The sequence below is a fragment of the Plantactinospora sp. BB1 genome (assembly GCF_003030385.1).
Classification (GTDB): Bacteria; Actinomycetota; Actinomycetes; order Mycobacteriales; family Micromonosporaceae; genus Plantactinospora.
This window is the reverse complement of sequence record NZ_CP028159.1, coordinates 5,679,847-5,698,429: the sequence shown is the minus strand read 5'-3', so window position 1 is coordinate 5,698,429 and position 18,583 is coordinate 5,679,847. Positions and strand designations below refer to the sequence as shown.

The following is an 18,583-nucleotide window of genomic DNA, read 5'->3' as shown; positions in this document are numbered from 1 at the left end:
TCCGGGTGGTCACCCGGACACAGCCAGCGAGGTTCATGACGATCACTCCTCAGATCGGGAGCCGCCGGGCCGGCACGCGGCACGGCCCGGGGCCATTCATCAGGGGTTTCAGCGCTCGCTATCCGTCCGCTCGCCACGCTCGACCCGGACCTACGGGTGTCGTCGCACGGATGCTGCTCGCGGCCTCGCAAGCGCCTTTTCCTGTCGCTGTGGAATTGATCAATGAACGACCTGATCCGGCGTCCCATGGGCGTACGGCAACGAAGTGCCGCCGTTCCCCGAGCCATCCGGCCGGCTTGTCGTACCTGGCTAGTCAGGTCCGATGAGATGACGGTAGGCTGGCCTGGCTAGTCAGGTCAAGGGGTGCTGGCGAACTTTCCTAACTTGGCTAGTCAGCGCTACCGTAGTCAGGTGAGCGAGAACCTTGACTTCCTCGGTCAGCTAGACCCCGACGACCCCAAACAGGCCTCGCAGCAGATCGCGAACAAGCTGCGGGCTGCCATCCTCACGCGCCGGCTTGCCCCCGGCGACAAGCTGCCATCACAGCCCGAGCTAGCCGCCCGCTACGGCGTAGCGCGGGAGACGATCAAGAGAGCATTGGAGCTGCTTCGGGCGGAGCGCCTGATCGTGTCCCGGCAGGGCAGTGGCGCGTTCGTCCGGGCGCAAACGCAGCGGGCCGTTGAGCTGCGTCCGCACATCGAAGCGGCCTTCGAACGGCCCCATGTTGCGATCGACTTCGCCGGGTTTTCCGGCGAGACGCTGCGCGATGCGCTCGCCGAAGTGCTGGACAAGGTGCGTGTCGGCCGGCTCGCGCCAGAGACGATTGCAGTGCGAGTCCTGATCTCCGACATGACGGTGCCGATGGCGCTGCCGTCGCGGGCCGAGACGCAGACCGACGACCCGGCGGTACGTGAGCGTGCGGAGCGGATCACCCGGCGGGCGGCAGACGGCATCATCGATCAGGTCACTGAGCTAGGCGACCTGGGCCTAGTTCGGTCGACCACTGTTGAGGTGCGGATGCACCGGGCGTCCCCGCTGTTCAAGCTCTACATCCTCAACGGCGAAGAGGTCTTCTACGGCTTCTATCCGGTGGTTGAGCGCACCGTCTCGATCAAGGGTGAACCCATGGCGATTTACGACCTGATGGGCAAGGACGTGCCGCTGTTCCACTACGCGGTGACTGACGACGACACCTCGCACGGCACGCAATTCGTAGGAGCGTCCCGCCAGTGGTTCGACTCGATGTGGTCGACCGTCGCCTACCGGTACGACGGATGACCGCCGCCAGCCTCGGCCGGCTGCTCGCTGAGGGCGGTCCGCTACTACTCGACTTCGACGGCCCGGTGTGCAGCATCTTCGCGGGCTATCCGGCGCCGAAGGTAGCGGCCGAGCTGGTCGGCGTGCTGCGGCTGCGAGGTGTCGAGGTACAACCGGCTCTTGCCAACGAAACGGACCCGCTTGAGGTGCTGCGCTGGACCGGCGCGACGGGCGATAACGACCTCACGCGAGCGGTGGAGGATGCGCTTTGTGCGGCAGAACGCCAAGCTGCTGCGAGCGCTGATCCCACGCCCTACGGACGGGAGGTCATCGTGGCCGCTCGACAGGCAGGGCTACCCGTGGCGGTGGTCAGCAACAATTCCGCCAGTGCGGTGGCAGCCTATCTGGCGGCGCATCGGCTTGCCGGGTACGTCTCGCCCGTGGTTGGCAGGGCCTACGCCGAGCCGGCTCGTATGAAGCCCAACCCCGATCCCATCCTCCAAGCCGTTCGATCCCTTGGCGAGTCACCGAGTCGCTGCGTTCTGATCGGCGACTCGCTGTCGGACATCGAGGGAGCGCACGCTGCCGGAGTGCGCATCATTGGCTACGCGAACCGTAGAGCTAAAATCGACTCTTTCAATGCTGCCGGGGCGGATGTAGTTATTACGAGTATGAGAGAGGTTGCTCAGCATCTCTTGGGACTTGGTGAGTGAGAACTTGTATCAGAACAGCTCCTGCTGTGGGTTAGTAAGGTTAACCAGGTCCGAATACACCATTACTTCATTCGCCTTCATTACCCGATGTGCTGAGTAGTTCAGGGCGAATACCTCGCGGCGGCGGTTATTGTAGAGTCGTCCGACGTCTGGGACGTTATCGTATGTAAGCACCCACATCTGGTCAGCGCGCTCGTTCAAGCAGTCGGCAAGCTTGGCGTGTGCCTCTTGGTCGAATGAGTTGAGGTATAAAGACCCTGCTTTGTCGAAGTAGGGTGGATCGGCGTAAATGAAGCCGTTCCGCTCGGCGCAGTACTCCTCGATGACCTCGATGCCGTCCGAATTGCTTACGGCGATGTGGCGCGCATACAGTGAGATGATCCGAAGGCGTTCTGCAAGTGTCTCCTTGTTGAATCGGGCATCGATTTTGTAGTTCCCAGTCTGGTCCTTGCCGCCGATCGGTCCTCCATTTAACACTCCTGAACGGTTCGTCCTGTTCAGATAGAAGGTGGCGAAACCCAATTCGAGGTAGTTATCCCTACTTGCGGTGAGGTATATTTCTTTCTGGCGCTCCCATTCGTCTACTGTGAGGACCGCCTGTTTGAGCAGTGCAGAAAATCCCTTCGGTTCTGCTGTCACCGCCTGCCAGAAGGCGAAGACCGCAGGGTCGAGATCGTTGATTACGATGCGCTTTACCTCGCCCGAAGCCAGCAGGGCCAATGCGGCGCCCGCGCCTCCGGCGTAGGGCTCGACGTAGATGGCGTTCCTCGGTCGATTGGCTCTAATAAGCGTGCGGAGACGACTAAACAGCGAACCTTTGCCGCCTGGATACCTGAGAGGAGAAATGGAAAGGCGTCGCAGGTCACGGCTCGCGCGGGTAGCGGCGCTCATGGCTTCAGCATCCATTCCAGGATAGGCTTAGTGGAATTCCATGCAGTCCTAACCTCTGATGGCGTGGCGCTTATCAAAGGGTTATGGTTGATGGCGTTTAGGTGATCGGTAGTGGCAACGTAATCCGCCAACTGTCCATTCTTGACTTTCCTAATCACGCCTGCAATCGCGGTTGCGCCGTCGGCTCTAACCCTTTGCTCCAGCCAATCAAGGCAGTTGTCTAGCATCACGTGACCACGTACCGAAACCTCGCTCCTGATGTTTACGTTTAGGACGTCAGCGTACATCTTGATGGTTTTCTCAAGAAGAGTGCGCATCAGGTCGAAGGTTGCATTTGGAAACGCCTCGATGTTGAGCTGGCTTATCTCTAGCAAGAGATTCGGAATCGCTGATGTTGCCATAGCGGCTGGTGCGGCTAGCCCTGTCGTGTCGAGTTTTTTGCTGATGCGCCTACTGCCGGTGCTTCCGGATGATGAGCCATTTCCGTCTTTCGACTCAGAATCGCCGCCAGTGGTGCTGCCACCCGAACTGCTACCGTGGTTAGGGCCACTCGTGCGTCCGCCCGAAGCACCTCCAGCGGTAGAGGAACCTCTACCCGTTCCTGGTCCTCCAGACCCGCTCGTACCCGTACCCGCAGGATCACCGCTCCCGCCCTGCTTTTCGAGAGTACGAACGAAGGCCTCAAGTTCCGCCATGTATTCGGTGTACGTTGGGCTGTCTTGTCGGTTCAGAACGCGGGTGTTCAACCTCTTTCCTACGATGTCGCCTACAACTTTTTCTGCGACGGCGAAGAACCGCCTCTCGGTGCCAACTATTTCAGCGACGGCAGTTCTGTTGGAAACCCGGATACCGGCCAAACTCTGAAATTTGTCATACTCGTAGAGTCGTTCAAGGATCGACACCTTGACCTTGCGGTCATCATTGAGTGCCTTTCTCAAACTATCGTTTGAGTACGGAACGGACTTGAATAGCTTTAACGCCGAGGCTCGGATTACAAACTTCCGAACCTGAATGGTCGGGTAGAGTGCTAAGAGTTCGTCGAGAGTGCGACCGGCCTCGACCTGGGCTTCGAAGAAGGCGGCCTGTCTGTCCGGTCCCCAGGGAACGCGCGGATTGCTAGTGTGGAGTGCCGCGATAAGCTGATCGGCCTCGACCTGGCTGGGTGCAACCTTAACCCGGATGGTCCGGAGTGCTTCCCTATCGTCTTCGCTAATGGCGCTGACATGCTTATTGATACTGCTGGCGTAGGTGGGGACCAGGTAGGGATTCTGGATGGCCTTCAACGCGGCTAGGCGGCGATTCCCCTCTACCACTACGAGCGAGTCCTCGCGTTGTAGTACGACAGGCAACTCATGGGTTAGGTAGCCCAACAGGGCGATCGCCTGCACTAGTTCGAGCGCTTTGGCGTTCTTGAAGAGGTCGTTGATGATCAGTGGTTGCGGGGTCTCGTGCTCCTGCACTAGCCGCACGTTCCGGGGATCGAGGATGACGTCATCCAAGACGTCTACTTCTAACTCCTGCCAGCTTCGCATGTTCAGCAGCATCATGATCCTCGGGGAGGTTATGGATCATAGTCAGGTCCGGCGATGCTAACAGGACTTACCTGATTCCAAAAGTCCACAGTAGAGGGCCGCCGCCTCAAGAGCTTGACGGCTCTTAGGTCCTCCCGCAGTCAATCAGCAATCCGACAGAGCTTCGTGTCTCGTTGCGGGGAGGGACCGGGGGGGCATGCGCACCGAGTGCGTGGACTACTTAGATCAGCAGAGGTTGCAAGCATGGGGTACGGCGATGCTGCTCGTCTCGGGCTGTCTCGGTCAGAGGTCCCGATGTTCAGCAGCGTCCTGCAACTGCTGGCACTGCTCAGCCCCCGCCTTGCTGTGTCGCATGCGTGTCACGAAGGAGGCCCGTAGGCGCGTTCGTGCTGGTTAGGGCCTCGGACGTGGCGCTCTGTAAATCCGTCGCGAAAGCTACAGAGGTTCGAATCCTCTACCCGCCACACGGTGCGAAATCAGCCCCTGACCTGGGACAACCGGGTGAGGGGCTGATCTTGTTTGGTCCCGGCCGGTCTGGCCGAGTCCAGCCCTCCACAGCGAGTCGTGGGCAGATGGTGGGCAGGTCGATCTTGGGTCCTCTGGGGCTCGGACGGGTGGCCGGGCGGGGCTGTCTGGACCTGTCTTGGTCCTGGTGTCCACATCTGGCTGAGGGCTACGCCGGTCAGGGCCACAGCGAGGCGTACGGCGGGCGTGGGGCGCACGGTGGTCGTCGGTCTACGACCGGTGGTGGAAGCTCGCTCGGGAGAGGGCACTGACCGAGTCGCAGGCGGCTTCGCCCCTCGCCCGCCGCCCCTACGATCTACGTCACGCGGCTGCGTCCCTCTGGCTGAATGCAGGCGTCCCGCCGACCGAGGTTGCCCGGCGCTTGGGCCATGGCGTTGCCGTCCTGCTCCGGGTTTATGCCAACTGCATCGACGGGGGAGACGACACCATCAACGACAGAATCGGCGGTGCGCTCGGGTAGAGCTGCCGAAGAGTCGGAGAGTTCATGGGACAGAGGGACATCGAGAGGCAGGGCGTGAGTCTCAGATCGTTAGAGCATGGTCAGGTCTTAGCTGGCGTGGTGGCCGAGATCGAAGACTTCGGGGTGTTCGTCGAGATCGGTGGAGTCATCGGCATGGTGAACTGCGCGGAGCTTTCCTGGAGCCGTTTTGATCATCCATCCGACGTCGTGGGGGTAGGGGACAGCATCACGGTGATGGTGCTGGGTGTCGACCTGGAACGTGAGCACGTGTCGCTGTCGCTCAAGGCGTTGCAGCCGGATCCACTGGCCGAGTTCGCCAGGGCGCGTCTCGGAGCCGTTGTACGCGGCGAGGTCACTCTCATCACGCCGATCGGCTTCTTTGTGGCTGTTGGAGACGGAATCGAGGGGCTGGTGCGCGGCAGCCACCTCGACCCCGCTCCGACGGTCGGCGACAAGCTGACGGTGCAGGTAGCGGAGATCAACCTTGTCCTTCGGCGCGTCCGGCTCGTGCCGGCCGAGCCTGAGCCTTCCTGAGTCTTCGGGACGGGCGGGAGGGCTTCGGCTGTGGGCGTGGGCAGATGGTGGGCGGCTCGTTGGCAGGCCGGGGCGTGAATGGGAGTACCCGCAGCTCAGAGCCACTGTGCTGCCCAAGACCGCAGACGCTCTGTAAATCCGTCGCGAAAGCTACAGAGGTTCGAATCCTCTACCCGCCACAAGGTGCGAAACCAGCCCCTGACCTGGGACAACCGGGTGAGGGGCTGCTTTTGTTTGGTCCCGGCCGGTCCGGCCGAGTCCGGCCGCAGGACGTCGATCCTGCTCACCCCGGCCGGCCGGTCTGCGCCAGACACAATGTCATCGAAACCGTCCAACCGGCTCGGATCCGCTGGTGGATTCGCATTCCGCCAGCGGACCCGCCCGTTCCCGTGAGACCGCCGGTGTTACGAGCAGCAACCACCCGAGGCGGCTCCCACGGTGGCCGTTTCCTTGCCGCCACTGGTGTCCCCGGCCTCGCCGCACTTGCAGTTGTCGTCGGCGCCGGGCTGTGCGTCGGCGCTCTTGCCGTACTGGTCGGAGTCGCCCTTGACCACGTACACCTCCCACGGTTCGTTGCCAGGGCCGCGTACCCACACCTTGTCCTGCACCGCGTAGCAGCAGGAGGTGTCGTTCTCGGTGAGGGTGATCAGCCCGCTCTGGGTGAGCCGCTCGGTCGCGGCCGCCACCTCCGCGCCGTCGAAGACCTCGACGCCGAGGTGGTCCATGACGGTGGGCTGGTCCGGGGCGCCTTCCAGCAGGACGAGCTTCAGCGGCGGCTGCTCGATGGCGAAGTTGGCGTACCCGGGGCGTCGCTTGGCCGGCTCGACCCCGAACAGCTTGGAGTAGAACGCCACCGACCCTTCAAGGTCGGAAACGCGTAGCGCGAGTTGGACGCGGGACATCCCGCACCTCCCTGCCTAGATGGATATCTAAACAGCAGGTTGCCACGTTGGCTAGATGACTGTCAAACTAGATGGGTGTCGAGACAAGAGCTACCCCTACTCAGCGCCGAAAGCTGCTGTCCGCCGCTGGTCGCCGAAGCCCTGACCGAGGAGACGGCCGCCGACCTGGCCCGGGGCTTCAAGGCGCTGGGTGATCCAGTACGCCTGCGCCTGTTGTCGCTCATCGCGGCCCGAGCCGGCGGGGAGGTCTGCGTGTGTGAGCTGACCGACGCGTTCGACCTGACCGGGCCGACGATCTCGCACCACCTCAAGGTGCTGCGGGAAGCGGGCCTGGTCGACTCCCAGCGTCGAGGCACCTGGGTCTACTACTGGGTGATGCCCGGCCGGCTCGGTGCACTGTCCCGGCTGCTCGACACGTCGGCGATGACGTCCCGAGCATCCGGGTGAGCCTGGCCCGGCGTACGTCGGCGGAGTTCGCCGGTACGGCCCTGCTGGTCACCGCGGTGGTCGGCTCCGGCATCGCGGCTGCCCGACTGTCGCCCGGGGACGTGGGACTGCAACTGTTGCAGAACGCGTTCGCGACGGCTCTGGCACTCGGCGCGCTGATCCTGATCTTCGGGCCGGTCTCCGGGGCGCACTTCAACCCGGTGATCTCGGCGGCGGACTGGTGGCTCGGTCGACGTACCGGTGCAGGGCTGAGCCCGGCCCAGCTCGCGGCGTACGTGGCCGCGCAGGTCACCGGAGCGGTCGCGGGGGCCGTCCTGGGGAACCTGATGTTCGACCTGCCTGCCGTGACCTGGTCCGGCACGGCCCGGATGGGCGGGCACCTCTGGCTGGGCGAGGTCGTCGCCACCGCCGGCCTGGTGCTGCTCGTCGTCGCCCTGGTCCGCTCCGGTCGGGTGAACGTGGCACCTGCCGCGGTCGGCGCCTACATCGGTGCCGCGTACTGGTTCACCAGCAGCACGAGTTTCGCGAATCCGGCCGTGACCGTAGGCCGAATCTTCTCCGACACCTTCGCGGGCATCGCCCCCGCCTCGGCACCGGGTTTCGTCGCAGGTCAACTCGTCGGCGCCTTGGTCGCGCTGGCCGCCCTGGCGTGGTGGTACCCCGTGCCGGGGCGGCGTCTCGACGACCTGGTCCTCCGGCGTCCGGCGCACGAGGAGGCGCGGTTATGACTCCCGCAACACCGAGTTTGTCAGGAAGAACGATGACCGGTAAGCCGTCGGTCCTGTTCGTCTGTCTGCACAACGCCGGGCGTTCCCAGATGGCGGCCGGCTGGCTCCGTCAACTGGCCGGGGACAGCGTCGAGGTGCGGTCCGCCGGTTCGGAGCCGGCTGGGCAGATCAATCCGGTGGCCGTCGAAGCGATGCGGGAAGTCGGCATCGACATTTCGACCGAACAACCCAAGATCCTCGAATGGGAGACCGCCGAGGCCAGTGACGTCATTGTCACGATGGGCTGCGGCGACACCTGCCCTGTCTTTCCCGGCAAGCGTTACGAGGACTGGTCCCTCGCCGACCCCGCCGGCCAGCCCCTGCCCGTCGTCCGCGAGGTCCGCGACCAGATCCGGGACCGGATCGTGCGCCTCCTCGCAGAACTGGACCCGACCACGCCGGGAGCAGATTGACCTGGTTGGTGGCGTGGCGGAACCCTGCGGCCTACTTCACCAGCCGCATCGGCTGACCGGTCACGATGCCGTAGCCGACGGCGATAAAGATCATGACGCCGGCCGCCGCGAAAGCTACCCCAAGCACCCTTTCCAGCAGGACGAAGCGCGCCAGACGCTCCTCGGGCGAGCCGTCTGGCAGCCAGCGCCACGGCGGGACTCGCCGTAGCACGCTCGCGGTGGAGATCGACCGCCGTACGTGCCATTCGGTGACGCCGCGAAAGTTGGTGGCCAGGGCGACACCTACCAGGCTCACCGCAAGGCTCAGGACGGCACCCGCCAGGGGACGCCACGTCTCCATCCGACCCCCTCCGGTACGCCGACCGGATCGTAGTCGACACCCCGACTGTCGCGGCCGTCTCGCCGTACCCCTGTCTGATCGGCGTTCGTGCTGTTCGAGGGATTGGTGCACAACACCGCGCTGGACCGTACCGGCGAACTCGGCGACGTACTCGCCGTCGAGATCGTGGACATCAACCTCGTCAACCGGCGGGTTCGGCTGGTGCCGACCGACCCTCAGCCCTCGTAGGTAGCTGCGGGCACCACACCCGTTCTGGCAGCGGCCGACGAAGCGACAGCAGCCCGTCCGGCGGTCGACCCGGTACCCGAACGTGAAATCGCGTTCCGGTCCGCCGGTCGCCGGGCCGGTGCGAAACTGGGCGCGTACCAGCCGACCGGCGCCCCGGCGCCGGTCGACCCGAGCCGGCAGGTGGAACATGTCGAACGACAACGAAATCCGTCCCTTCCGGCTCGACACGCCGGAAGACGCGATCGCCGACATGCATCGCCGGATCGGAGCCACCCGCTGGCCCAGCCGGGAACTGGTCACCGATCGCTCCCAGGGCGTGCAGCTCGCGACCGTCCAGGAACTGGCCCGGTACTGGACGACCGAGCACGACTGGCCCGCGTTCGAGACGAGGCTGAACGCGCTGCCGCAGTACACGACCGAGATCGACGGTGTCGAGATCCATTTCATCCACCTGCGGTCGCGGCACGAGAACGCACTGCCGCTGATCATCACGCACGGCTGGCCGGGGTCGGTCGTCGAGCTGCTCGGGGTGATCGGCCCGCTCACCGACCCGACCGCGCACGGCGGTACCGCCGAGGACGCGTTCCACCTGGTGCTGCCCTCGCTGCCCGGCTACGGCTGCTCGGGTGAACCGACCGAGCCCGGCTGGGAGTCCACCCGGATGGCGCGTGCGTGGGCGGAGTTGATGAACCGGCTCGGCTACTCGCGTTACGTTGCCCAGGGCGGCGACGTCGGCGCCACCGTCACGGACGCGATGGCTCGACTGGCCCCCGAGGGGCTGCTCGGCATCCACGTCAATCTGCTCGTCGCGGCGATCGGTCTCAAGGACCAGTTGCCGGCGCAGTCCGGGCCGGAGCGGGCGGCGTACGACGCGCTCAACACCTTCACGACGGACGGCTTCGGCTATTTCCTGGAGCAGTCCACCCGCCCGCAGACGATCGGCTACTCCCTGCTGGATTCACCCGTCGGGTTGGCGGCCTGGATGCTCGACCACGACACGAGCAGCTACTACAAGATGTCCCGGGCGTTCGTCGACGGCGGGGCCGTCGGCGGTCTCACCCGGGAGAGCATCGTCGACAACATCACGCTGTACTGGCTGACCGGCACCGGCGCCTCGTCCGCGCGATGGTACTGGGAGTTCGCCCGGGCCCAGGCCGCTGCCGACGCCGCTGGGCAGACCCCGCCGCCGGTCTCGGTACCGGTCGGCTTCACGACCTTTCCCGACGAGCTCTGGGCCGCCCCGCGCAGCTGGGCCGAGACGGTCTACCCCGACCTCGCGTACTTCAACGAGGTCGGCAGCGGCGGCCACTTCGCCGCCTGGGAGGAACCGGAACTCTTCTCCACCGAACTACGCGCCGCGTTCCGGCCGCTGCGGTAACCCTGAACCCCGCCCGCTCCGGCTCGCGGCTCTGGGCCAGGCCACGGTCGGGCAGCCGGGCGCGCTGGTGGCGCCGCAGCCATTCTGTCCGCGCAGGCGGCGCCACTCTTCGTGTACGGCGTAGACGCGGCGCAGGCCGTCGTGCTCGTCGCGCAGCTCCAGGAACTCGTCGAGGAGGTCGAACAGCGTCTCGACGGCCCGGGCGTCAAGCTCGGGGCCCAGGTCGCGGACGTTCTTGGCGCCGACGGGTTCGGTCAGGTGAGCGACGATGCTCCACCAGAGGTGGTTGTCCAGGCAGCCGGCCCGGGTCACCAGCCAGGGCTGGAAGCCGGTCAGCAGGGCTCGGGCGTTTCCCTCGTTGCAGCCGTCGACGAACGACACGACGCTGGCGAAGTCCGCCCGGATGAGCCACATTCCGGGTCGTCTGCGGATGTCCGCGAAGAGGTCCCGGTAGTTCGAGATCGAGATCGGCACCGCCGGATTGTGCCTGGTCGTCGACTGTCCCGCGCTCCCGTCCCGCGCTCCCGTCCCGCGCTCCCGTCCCGCGCCGGGGCCTCGACGGCGGGCGCGCGGGCCGGCCGGGGGCTCGGAAATCGGGGACAGAAAATTCCGACGGCGATGTCGAGAACCGGTGACCTGCTCCGTCCCCGGCTGTGAACGCGGCCAGAATGGGTCGCACACCGGTACCGAGGAGAAACACGATGGCCAAGTACCTGCTGCTCAAGCACTACCGTGGCGCTCCGGCTGCGGTCAACGACGTACCGATGGAGAAGTGGACGCCGGAGGAGATCACGGCGCACGTGCAGTACATGAGCGACTTCGCGGCCCGGCTGGAGGAGACCGGCGAGTACGTCGACGGTCAGGCGCTCGCCCCCGAGGGGACGTTCGTCCGGTACGACGGCGAGGGGCGCCCGCCGGTCACCGACGGCCCGTTCGCCGAGACCAAGGACCTGATCGCCGGTTGGATGGTGATCGACGTCGACAGCTACGAGCGCGCCGTCGAACTGGCCGGGGAGCTGTCGGCGGCTCCCGGGGCCGGCGGGAAGCCGATCCACGAGTGGCTCGAGCTGCGCCCCTTCCTGACCGAGCCGCCGACCATCACGGAGTGACCGACAGATGAACGAGGCCCTGATCCGGAGCCTCACCCCGAGCGTGCTCGGCATCCTCGTCCGCCGCGGGGCCGACTTCGCGGCGGCCGAGGATGCCGTACAGGACGCGCTGGTCGACGCGGTCCGGACCTGGGCGGCCGATCCGCCCCGGGACCCGAAGGGCTGGTTGGTCACCGTGGCCTGGCGCCGGTTCCTCGACGCGAACCGGGCGGACGCCGCCCGCCGCCGTCGTGAGGACCTCCTCGACGAGGAGCCGGCGCCCGGGCCCGTGCCCGTGGTGGACGACACGCTCCAGCTCTACTTCCTCTGCGCCCACCCGTCGCTGACGCCGTCGTCGGCGGTCGCGCTCACGCTGCGCGCCGTCGGCGGGCTGACCACCCGCCAGATCGCCCAGGCCTACCTGGTACCGGAGGCGACCATGGCGCAGCGGATCAGCCGGGCCAAGCGCACCGTCTCGGGGGTACGGTTCGACCAGCCCGGCGACGTCGCCACCGTGCTGCGCGTCCTCTACCTGGTCTTCAACGAGGGCTACTCCGGCGACGTCGACCTGGCCGCCGAGGCCATCCGGCTGACCCGGCAGCTCGCGGCCGCGATCGACCACCCCGAGGTGGCGGGACTGCTCGCCCTGATGCTGCTGCACCACGCCCGACGCGCCACCCGGACCGCGCCCGACGGCAGCCTGGTGCCGCTGGCCGAGCAGGATCGCGGCCGGTGGGACACCACACTGATCGCCGAGGGCGTGGAGATCCTCCAGGCCGCTCTCGCCCGCGACCGGCTGGGCGAATTCCAGGCCCAGGCGGCCATCGCGGCACTGCACGCCGACGCGCCGGCCGCCGAGGAGACCGACTGGGTGCAGATCGTCGAGTGGTACGACGAACTCGCGCGGCTGACCGACAGCCCGGTCGTCCGGCTCAACCGGGCGGTCGCCGTCGGCGAGGCGGACGGACCGCGCGCCGGGTTGGCGGCGCTCGCGGCGCTGGACGACTCGTTGCCCCGCCACACGGCGGTGGCGGCGTACCTGCACGAGCGCGACGGCGACCCGGCGACGGCGGCGCGGCTCTACGCCGAGGCGGCCCGAAAGGCAGCCAACCTCGCCGAGCGCGACCACCTGATGCGCCAGGCCGCCCGCCTCAACACCCGCCGGTCGGCAGGGGTAGGGATCGAGGGCGGCACCCGTCGCGACCCATCTATGGAATGATCGCTGACCGTGCGCCCCACGCGTGTCCTGTTGACGGTCTTCGTCGCTGCCGGCACGCTGTCGGCCCTGGCAGCGCTGGTCTCCGCCGACCGCGCCGCCGCCCAGGCCGCGCTCGTCGCGTCGGCCGCGCTGGTCGGGTACGTCCTGGTCGCCGGTCCGGCAGCGCCACGGGTACGACCGGCGCTCGCCGCCGGCATCGCCCTGCTCGCGCTCCCCACGGCGGTGGAACTGTGGCGGGACTCCGGCCAACCGGCCCCCCGCAACCTGCTGATCCCGTTCTACACGCCGCTGGACGGTACTGCCGGGTCGACCGGGCGGCCGACTCTGCCACAGCCGGCACTCGACCAGTGGCGGCAGGCACTCGACCAGGAACGGCTCGCCTGCGTGGCGCTGCTGCTCGGTGTGCTCTGCCTCGCCGTGGCCGTACTCGCGCTGCCGGTCCGGCAGCGGCCGAGGGCCACGGTACTGGCGAGAACTGTCGCCGTACTCCTGCTCGTGGTCGTCGGTGCGGACGTCTGGTCCCGGATCGACGGCGACCCGCTGCTCGGCCTGCTCCGAGCCGGCTGGCCGGCGCTGCTGGCCACCCTCGCGGCGGCGGCCGTGCTGGCGCTGTCGGCGTCGCGTGCCGACCGGACCGGCCTCGTACCGCTCGGAGCGCTGCTGGTCACGGTCTCGGCGGCGCTCGCCTTCGAGGATCTCGTCGGCGATTGGTCGGCCTGGTGGTCGTTCGCCAACCCGGATCACGGCGTCTTCCTGTCGGTCGGCGTGGCCACCTCGCTGGCCGATCTGGTCGACGTGTCGGCGGCGCTGCTGGCCGCGCTGACGCTCACCGGGCCGCTGCTGCTCGCGGTCGGCGCCCTCCGCGCCGCCCGGACCGCCGTCGGCCCGACCTGATCACTGCCCTGCAACGAGCGCCTCGAACCCGGCCGTGCCGGGAGCGCGGCACGTCTGGCCCGTAGAGTCCCTGCGCGTGGGAGATCTGGTCGGGACGCTGCTCGCGGCGGTCGGGCTCTTCGCCGGTACGAACGTCGATGACATCATCGTGTTGACCGTGCTCTTCCTCTCCGCCCGCGCGGCGGGCCGGCCGCGACCGTGGCAGATCTGGGTCGGCCAGTACGCCGGGATCGCCGTCCTGGTCGTCGTCTCCGCCGTCGCCGCACTCGGGCTGACGATCGTGCCGGACCGATGGGTGGGGCTGCTCGGCCTGGTCCCGTTCGCTCTCGGGGTGCGTGGTCTCGTCTCGGCGCTGCGGGCCCGGGGCGAGGTCGAACCGCCGTCGCCCGTGGTGGCCACCGGCCTCTTCTCGGTGATCGGGGTGACGGTGGCGAACGGCGCCGACAACCTCTCCGTCTACACGCCGACGTTCCGCACGATCGGCGTCGCCGACAGCCTGCTCACCGTGGCGGTCTTCGCCGTCGGGGTCGCGGCCTGGTGTCTGGCCGGGTCCTGGCTCGGGTCACACCAGAGGGTCGTCGACCTGGTACGACGCTTCGGGCACTGGATCGTGCCGGTCGTCTTCATGCTGATCGGTACGGTGATCGTGGTCGAGTCCGGCGTACTCGGCCGACTCGCGGGTTGACCGGCCAGGCGTGCGGACGCGTCCGGGTGGCAACGAAGGCGTCCGCTCGTGGGTGTGGGGCGGCGGCAACGGCCGGGCTGGCCTAGCGTCTGCGCATGGGTTCCAGCGGCCAGATCCCCGAACTGCTCTTCGTGCTCACCGTCTATCTCGCGCTGACCGTGGTCATGTTCGGGGCACTGTACTGGGTGATCCGGCTGGCGGTACGTCATGCGATCGAGGACGCCGACCGGCGCCGGGCGAGCCAGCGGCGGTGACCGTCGGGGTTGGGCCGGCGGGTGGCGGCCCGTCGAGATTGGGCCGGCGGGTGGCGGCCCGGCCGCCGCCGGGTCCGACCAGCCGGCCCCGGACAGCCACGACCGGCGGGTGCCGAGCCCCAACCTCCGCTACGGCGTGAGCCGGGCGACGCTGCCGATCTCCAGGGCGACCCAGACCACCCCGTCCGGGCCGACGGTGATCCCGTGCGGCTCCGACCCCGGCGTCGGCAGGTCGTACTCCCGGATCGTGCCGTCCGCGCCGAGCTGCCCGACCCGGTTGGCGCCCCACTCGGTGAACCAGTGGCTCCCGTCCGGTGCGGCGGCGATCGCGTGCGGCCGGGCGGCCCGGTCCGGCAGCGGAATCTCGGTGATCTTTCCGTCCGGGGTGATCCGGCCGAGCTGACCGGCGGCGATCTCGACGAACCAGACCGCGCCGTCGGCGCCGGCCGTGATGCCGACCGGTCCGGCGTCGGCCGTCGGCAGCGGGTGCAGGGTGATTTCGCCGTCGACCTCGATCCGGCCGATCGCGTTCGCCTGGTTGAGGGTGAACCAGAGTGCCCCGTCGGCACCGGTGGTGATCATCGAGGGGAACGCACCCGTCCCGGGCAGCGGATACTCCTCGATCCTGCCGTCGGTGTCGATCCGACCTATCCGGTCGGTGTTCATCTCGGTGAACCAGAGCGCGCCGTCCGGCCCGGCGGTGATGCCGTACGGGCCGCCGGCCGGCGACGGGATCGGGTACGAGGTGAGCTGACCGGCGAGGGAGATCCGCCCGATCCGGTGGTCCTGGGACCGGGTGAACCAGAGCGCACCGTCCGGTCCCGGGGCGATGACGCAGGGGCGGCTCCCCGATCCGTCGAGTGGGTGACGTCGTACCTCCCCATCGGGGGACATTCGGATGATTTCCCCGGCATGCACCAGGGTGACCCATATTGCGCCGTCCGGCCCGACGGTCAAGCCGTACGGGCCGGCGCCGGAATCGGCTATCGGAAACTCCCGTACCGACGGATGACGCGAAGATGTCATTTCGGTTTTCCTTCCTTCTGAATTCGATCGGCGCGACCCGCGATCGGTGCGATCCGGCCGAATCGCAAACCGGCGCCGCGGTGCTTTTCGGGTCAACCCGTGGCGGCGACCGGTTCCGGGGCGAGTGCCCCGGCGGCCATCACCCGGTGCTCGCCGCGCCACCGCTCGCGCAGCCGCCGGTCGTGACTGACCACCAGCACCGCGCCCGGATACTCCGCGAGCGCCGCCTCCACCTCCTCGACCAGTCCCGGCGACAGGTGGTTGGTCGGCTCGTCGAGCAGCAGCAGGTCGGCCGGCGCGCTGACCAGCCGGGCCAGCGCGAGCCGTCGCCGCTGGCCGGTGGATAGCTCCCCGACGGGTACGCCGAGCCGCTCCCGGTCGAAGAGCCCCAGCGAGAGCAGCTCGTCGACGTACTCGGCCGGTGATCCGGGCCGGCCCCGGGCGAAGGCGGCCAGCAGCGGTTCCCGTGGCCGTTCGACCTCGACCTCCTGGGCCAGGTAGCCGATCCGCCCCCGCCGGACCACCCGACCGGCGTCCGGCACCAGCTCGCCGGCGAGTACCCGCAACAGGGTGCTCTTCCCCGCGCCGTTCGCTCCGCTGATCAACAGCCGATCCCGGCTACCCAGCGTCAACCGGGTTTCGCGCAGCCGCCCCCGCACCGCCACCCCGTCGGCGTGCAGCAGCACCCCGCTGGTGCCGTCGGCGGAGAACGTCGGGCTGAACCGGAGCGGCTGCGGGGGCGGCGGCACGGGGTGCTCGGTCAGCCGGCGCAGTCGCTGTTCGGCGTTGCGTACCCGGCTGGCGACGGACTGCTGCACCCGGCCGGCGTCCCGGTCGTACCCCATCTTGTTCCGGTCCTTCATCTCCCGGCCCGGCGCGACCTGCCGGGCCGTGGTCGCCACCGCCTCGCGCAGCCGGCCGACCTCGGTCTGCCAGTCGAGGTGTGCCTGGGCCCAGCGCCGCCGGGCGGCCGCCTTGGCGGCGAGGAAGCCGGGGTATCCGTCGCCGTACCGGACCAGGGTGTGCCGGTCACCGTCCACTTCGATCAGTGTCCCGGCGACCCGGTCGAGGAAGACCCGGTCGTGCGAGACCAGCACCGTGCTGCCCCGCCGGCCGCGCAGATGCTCCTCCAGCCAGTGCAGCGAGTCGTCGTCGAGGTGGTTGGTCGGCTCGTCGAGCAGCAGCACCTCGGAGCCGGCCGAGAGCACCGCGGCGAGGTGCAGCCGGGCCTGCTCGCCGCCGGAGAGTTCGCCGAGTCGCCGGCTCCGGTCGATCCCGGCCAGGCCGAGCGCGTGCAGCGTCCGTTCCACCCGGGCGTCGGCGTCGTACCCGCCGCGCAGCTCGAAGACGGTGGCCAGCTCGCCGTACTCGGTCAGTTGTCGCTGGTCGCCGTCGCCGAGCAGGGGTTCCAGCTCCCGCAGTCGGGCCTCGATCCGGCGCAGCTCGGCCAGGGCGTCGTCGATCGCCTGCCGCACGGTCAGGTGTCCCGGCAGCGGCGCGTCCTGCCCGAGATAGCCGAGCCCGCCGTCGGTGACGACGGTGACGCGTCCCTCGTCGGGGCGTTCCCGTCCGGCGAGCAGCCGGAGCAGGGTGGATTTGCCGGAGCCGTTCTCGCCGATGATCGCGGTGCGTTCGTCGGCGGCGATGGCGCAGCTGACCGCGTCGAGCACGGTCCGGTCGGCGTAGCGCTTGGTGACGTTGTGCAGGCTGAGCTGGGTAGGCATGGGAGCGACTCCGGTCGTCGACGGATCGGCCGCCGGGTCGTGCGGCGGCTCGGGACGCGGGGGACGCTCACCTGATCATCGGACGGGTACCTACCTTAAGTCTACGGATGTAGCAGTAAGATAGTGCCATGACTCCGCCCCGACCGCCAACCGGTTCCGCCGCCGGGCCCGCCCGCCGGCCCGGGGGGCGCAGCGCCGAGGTCCGCCGCCGGGTGCTCGACGCGGTCCGGGACCACCTCGTCGAGTACGGCTACGACGCGCTCGGCATCGACGCCGTGGCGGAGCGGTCGGGGGTGCACCGCACCACGGTCTACCGGCGCTGGCGGGACGTCGGTGGGCTGCTCGCCGACGTACTCGTCGAGGGCATCGGGGACGACTGGCGACCACCCGACAGCGGCTCGCTGGAGGGCGACCTGCTCGCGGTCAACGTGGAGGTGTACGCGGCGCTCACCGCCGATCCGCCGGTCACGACGGCGCTGATCGCGGCGTCGTTCCGTTCGGCGCCGGCCGCCGACGCCCTCCGCTCCTTCTGGGCCGACCGGTACGACCGCTGTGCCGTCATCGTGCACCGGGCGGTACGGCGCGGCGAGGTCCCGGCCGGCTGCGATCCGCGTCGACTGCTCGTCGCCGCCACCGCGCCGGTCTACCACGAGCTGGTGCTGCTGCGGACCTCGCCCGACCGGGAGTTCGCGCTCCGGGCGGCCCGGGACGCCGTGACGGCCGCCCGGGCCGGGGCCTTCACGGCCGGCGCCCTCACGGACTGTGATCCGCGCGACGTGGCGGTGCCGGCCTCGCAGACTCCGGCCGGTGCGCGCTGAGTCTGCTGTGGACGATGGTCCGAGCTATCCCTAGTGTCCCGATGTCGACCCATTCTGCGGCGGCGCTCCGTCCGTGATGGGTGGAGTTACGCGATTGCAGTGGTTTAGCCGAAATCCGGCGACAACGGTATTTGATACGCCTGATCGCGTACGGGTGGTGAGTCTTATTGAGCGGGGAGTGAATCCTGTCGGGCATTTGCTCGCAAGCTGGTTGCGGCCGGCCGGCGGAGTTGTCCCTACCGAACGGTTAGACTTTGCCGATCCCCGGGTGGTCGCCCTTCCGATGGCTTTGCGGGTTCCTCTGACTGTGGCACCATCATGGAACATCTACCTTCTACGACGCTACCTCGACGGGAGCAACCGATGCCTGCATGGAGGTTGGGCCGCCTCATAGGCTCCCTACTTCTGCTCGCGGCGCTCGCCGTCAGTGGCTTCGCCGCGGCGACCGCGGTGACCGATCTGGCTGTGCGGGACCAAAGCGGCCACAT

At 68.0% G+C, this 18,583-nt stretch carries 21 protein-coding genes; 14 read left to right on the top strand and 7 right to left on the bottom strand.

Going from position 1 to position 18,583, the window contains the following annotated elements:
* The first annotated feature begins 411 nt into the window (after window positions 1–411).
* Together C6W10_RS24900 and C6W10_RS24895 are read left to right on the top strand one after the other, a co-directional pair.
* Window positions 412–1,278 carry a winged helix-turn-helix domain-containing protein gene (locus C6W10_RS24900; RefSeq protein ID WP_107260967.1) on the top strand — a complete coding sequence of 289 codons (867 nt, stop codon included), beginning with the start codon at window positions 412–414 and terminating at the stop codon, window positions 1,276–1,278.
* Complete coding sequence (locus C6W10_RS24895) at window positions 1,275–1,970, top strand: HAD family hydrolase (RefSeq protein ID WP_107260965.1); 696 nt, start codon at window positions 1,275–1,277, stop codon at window positions 1,968–1,970. Before C6W10_RS24900 ends, C6W10_RS24895 begins: the two co-directional genes overlap by 4 nt.
* A gap of 9 nt (window positions 1,971–1,979) precedes the next feature.
* Here the strand turns inward: C6W10_RS24895 and C6W10_RS24890 are convergent, their stop codons facing one another.
* Both C6W10_RS24890 and C6W10_RS37495 read right to left on the bottom strand, forming a co-directional pair.
* Entirely contained in the window at window positions 1,980–2,876 is an 897-nt protein-coding gene (locus C6W10_RS24890; RefSeq protein WP_199853739.1) for a DNA adenine methylase, read from the bottom strand.
* Complete coding sequence (locus C6W10_RS37495; RefSeq protein ID WP_159104731.1) at window positions 2,858–4,408, bottom strand: hypothetical protein; 1,551 nt, start codon at window positions 4,406–4,408, stop codon at window positions 2,858–2,860. Before C6W10_RS37495 ends, C6W10_RS24890 begins: the two co-directional genes overlap by 19 nt.
* A gap of 994 nt (window positions 4,409–5,402) precedes the next feature.
* Between C6W10_RS37495 and C6W10_RS24880 the strand changes: the two genes are divergently transcribed.
* Window positions 5,403–5,912, top strand: coding sequence for a S1 RNA-binding domain-containing protein (locus tag C6W10_RS24880; RefSeq protein WP_107260959.1), 510 nt, complete (start codon window positions 5,403–5,405; stop codon window positions 5,910–5,912).
* A 404-nt stretch (window positions 5,913–6,316) separates the two neighbouring features.
* Here the strand turns inward: C6W10_RS24880 and C6W10_RS24875 are convergent, their stop codons facing one another.
* Window positions 6,317–6,814, bottom strand: a complete 498-nt coding sequence (locus tag C6W10_RS24875) for an ArsI/CadI family heavy metal resistance metalloenzyme (RefSeq protein ID WP_107260957.1) — start codon at window positions 6,812–6,814, stop codon at window positions 6,317–6,319.
* Between the two features lie 75 nt (window positions 6,815–6,889).
* Between C6W10_RS24875 and C6W10_RS24870 the strand changes: the two genes are divergently transcribed.
* The 3 genes from C6W10_RS24870 to C6W10_RS24860 are packed head-to-tail and all read left to right on the top strand — an operon-like array spanning window position 6,890 to window position 8,441.
* Complete coding sequence (locus C6W10_RS24870) at window positions 6,890–7,261, top strand: helix-turn-helix transcriptional regulator (protein WP_107260955.1); 372 nt, start codon at window positions 6,890–6,892, stop codon at window positions 7,259–7,261.
* Window positions 7,258–7,989, top strand: a complete 732-nt coding sequence (locus C6W10_RS24865) for an aquaporin (protein ID WP_234361407.1) — start codon at window positions 7,258–7,260, stop codon at window positions 7,987–7,989. Before C6W10_RS24870 ends, C6W10_RS24865 begins: the two co-directional genes overlap by 4 nt.
* Before the next feature lie 32 nt (window positions 7,990–8,021).
* Window positions 8,022–8,441 carry an arsenate reductase ArsC gene (locus C6W10_RS24860; RefSeq protein ID WP_107260951.1) on the top strand — a complete coding sequence of 140 codons (420 nt, stop codon included), beginning with the start codon at window positions 8,022–8,024 and terminating at the stop codon, window positions 8,439–8,441.
* A 31-nt stretch (window positions 8,442–8,472) separates the two neighbouring features.
* On the opposite strand, the gene C6W10_RS24855 is transcribed toward C6W10_RS24860, so the two are convergent.
* Window positions 8,473–8,781, bottom strand: coding sequence for a hypothetical protein (locus tag C6W10_RS24855; RefSeq protein ID WP_107260949.1), 309 nt, complete (start codon window positions 8,779–8,781; stop codon window positions 8,473–8,475).
* Between the two features lie 87 nt (window positions 8,782–8,868).
* Here C6W10_RS24855 and C6W10_RS37490 point away from each other — a divergent pair, with 87 nt between their 5' ends.
* Entirely contained in the window at window positions 8,869–9,009 is a 141-nt protein-coding gene (locus C6W10_RS37490) for a hypothetical protein (RefSeq protein ID WP_159104729.1), read from the top strand.
* Window positions 9,010–9,196: 187 nt separating this feature from the next.
* Window positions 9,197–10,387 carry an epoxide hydrolase family protein gene (locus C6W10_RS24850; RefSeq protein ID WP_107260947.1) on the top strand — a complete coding sequence of 397 codons (1,191 nt, stop codon included), beginning with the start codon at window positions 9,197–9,199 and terminating at the stop codon, window positions 10,385–10,387.
* On the opposite strand, the gene C6W10_RS24845 is transcribed toward C6W10_RS24850, so the two are convergent.
* Window positions 10,358–10,861 carry a hypothetical protein gene (locus tag C6W10_RS24845; RefSeq protein ID WP_107260945.1) on the bottom strand — a complete coding sequence of 168 codons (504 nt, stop codon included), beginning with the start codon at window positions 10,859–10,861 and terminating at the stop codon, window positions 10,358–10,360. The genes C6W10_RS24850 and C6W10_RS24845 overlap by 30 nt on opposite strands.
* A gap of 227 nt (window positions 10,862–11,088) precedes the next feature.
* On the opposite strand from C6W10_RS24845, the gene C6W10_RS24840 reads away from it, so the two are divergent.
* From C6W10_RS24840 to C6W10_RS37485, 5 genes are all read left to right on the top strand, one after another.
* Entirely contained in the window at window positions 11,089–11,496 is a 408-nt protein-coding gene (locus C6W10_RS24840; RefSeq protein ID WP_107260943.1) for a YciI family protein, read from the top strand.
* A gap of 7 nt (window positions 11,497–11,503) precedes the next feature.
* Window positions 11,504–12,694 (top strand): RNA polymerase sigma factor, encoded by a 1,191-nt coding sequence (locus C6W10_RS24835; RefSeq protein WP_107260941.1) that lies wholly within the window; start codon window positions 11,504–11,506, stop codon window positions 12,692–12,694.
* A 9-nt stretch (window positions 12,695–12,703) separates the two neighbouring features.
* Window positions 12,704–13,588: a hypothetical protein gene (locus tag C6W10_RS24830; RefSeq protein WP_159104728.1), complete on the top strand. Its 885-nt coding sequence runs from the start codon at window positions 12,704–12,706 to the stop codon at window positions 13,586–13,588.
* Between the two features lie 76 nt (window positions 13,589–13,664).
* On the top strand, window positions 13,665–14,273 hold the full coding sequence (locus C6W10_RS24825) for a cadmium resistance transporter (protein WP_199853738.1): 609 nt from the start codon (window positions 13,665–13,667) through the stop codon (window positions 14,271–14,273).
* A 95-nt stretch (window positions 14,274–14,368) separates the two neighbouring features.
* The gene (locus tag C6W10_RS37485; protein WP_159079483.1) at window positions 14,369–14,527 is read left to right on the top strand and encodes a hypothetical protein; all 159 of its coding nucleotides are present in this window, start codon (window positions 14,369–14,371) and stop codon (window positions 14,525–14,527) included.
* A gap of 129 nt (window positions 14,528–14,656) precedes the next feature.
* Here C6W10_RS37485 and C6W10_RS24820 read toward each other — a convergent pair whose 3' ends face one another.
* On the bottom strand, window positions 14,657–15,421 hold the full coding sequence (locus C6W10_RS24820) for a virginiamycin B lyase (RefSeq protein ID WP_234361406.1): 765 nt from the start codon (window positions 15,419–15,421) through the stop codon (window positions 14,657–14,659).
* Between the two features lie 224 nt (window positions 15,422–15,645).
* Window positions 15,646–17,277, bottom strand: coding sequence for a ribosomal protection-like ABC-F family protein (gene abc-f, locus C6W10_RS24815; RefSeq protein WP_107260936.1), 1,632 nt, complete (start codon window positions 17,275–17,277; stop codon window positions 15,646–15,648).
* A gap of 212 nt (window positions 17,278–17,489) precedes the next feature.
* On the opposite strand from abc-f, the gene C6W10_RS24810 reads away from it, so the two are divergent.
* The gene (locus C6W10_RS24810) at window positions 17,490–18,095 is read left to right on the top strand and encodes a TetR/AcrR family transcriptional regulator (RefSeq protein ID WP_199854071.1); all 606 of its coding nucleotides are present in this window, start codon (window positions 17,490–17,492) and stop codon (window positions 18,093–18,095) included.
* The last annotated feature ends 488 nt before the right edge of the window (window positions 18,096–18,583 follow it).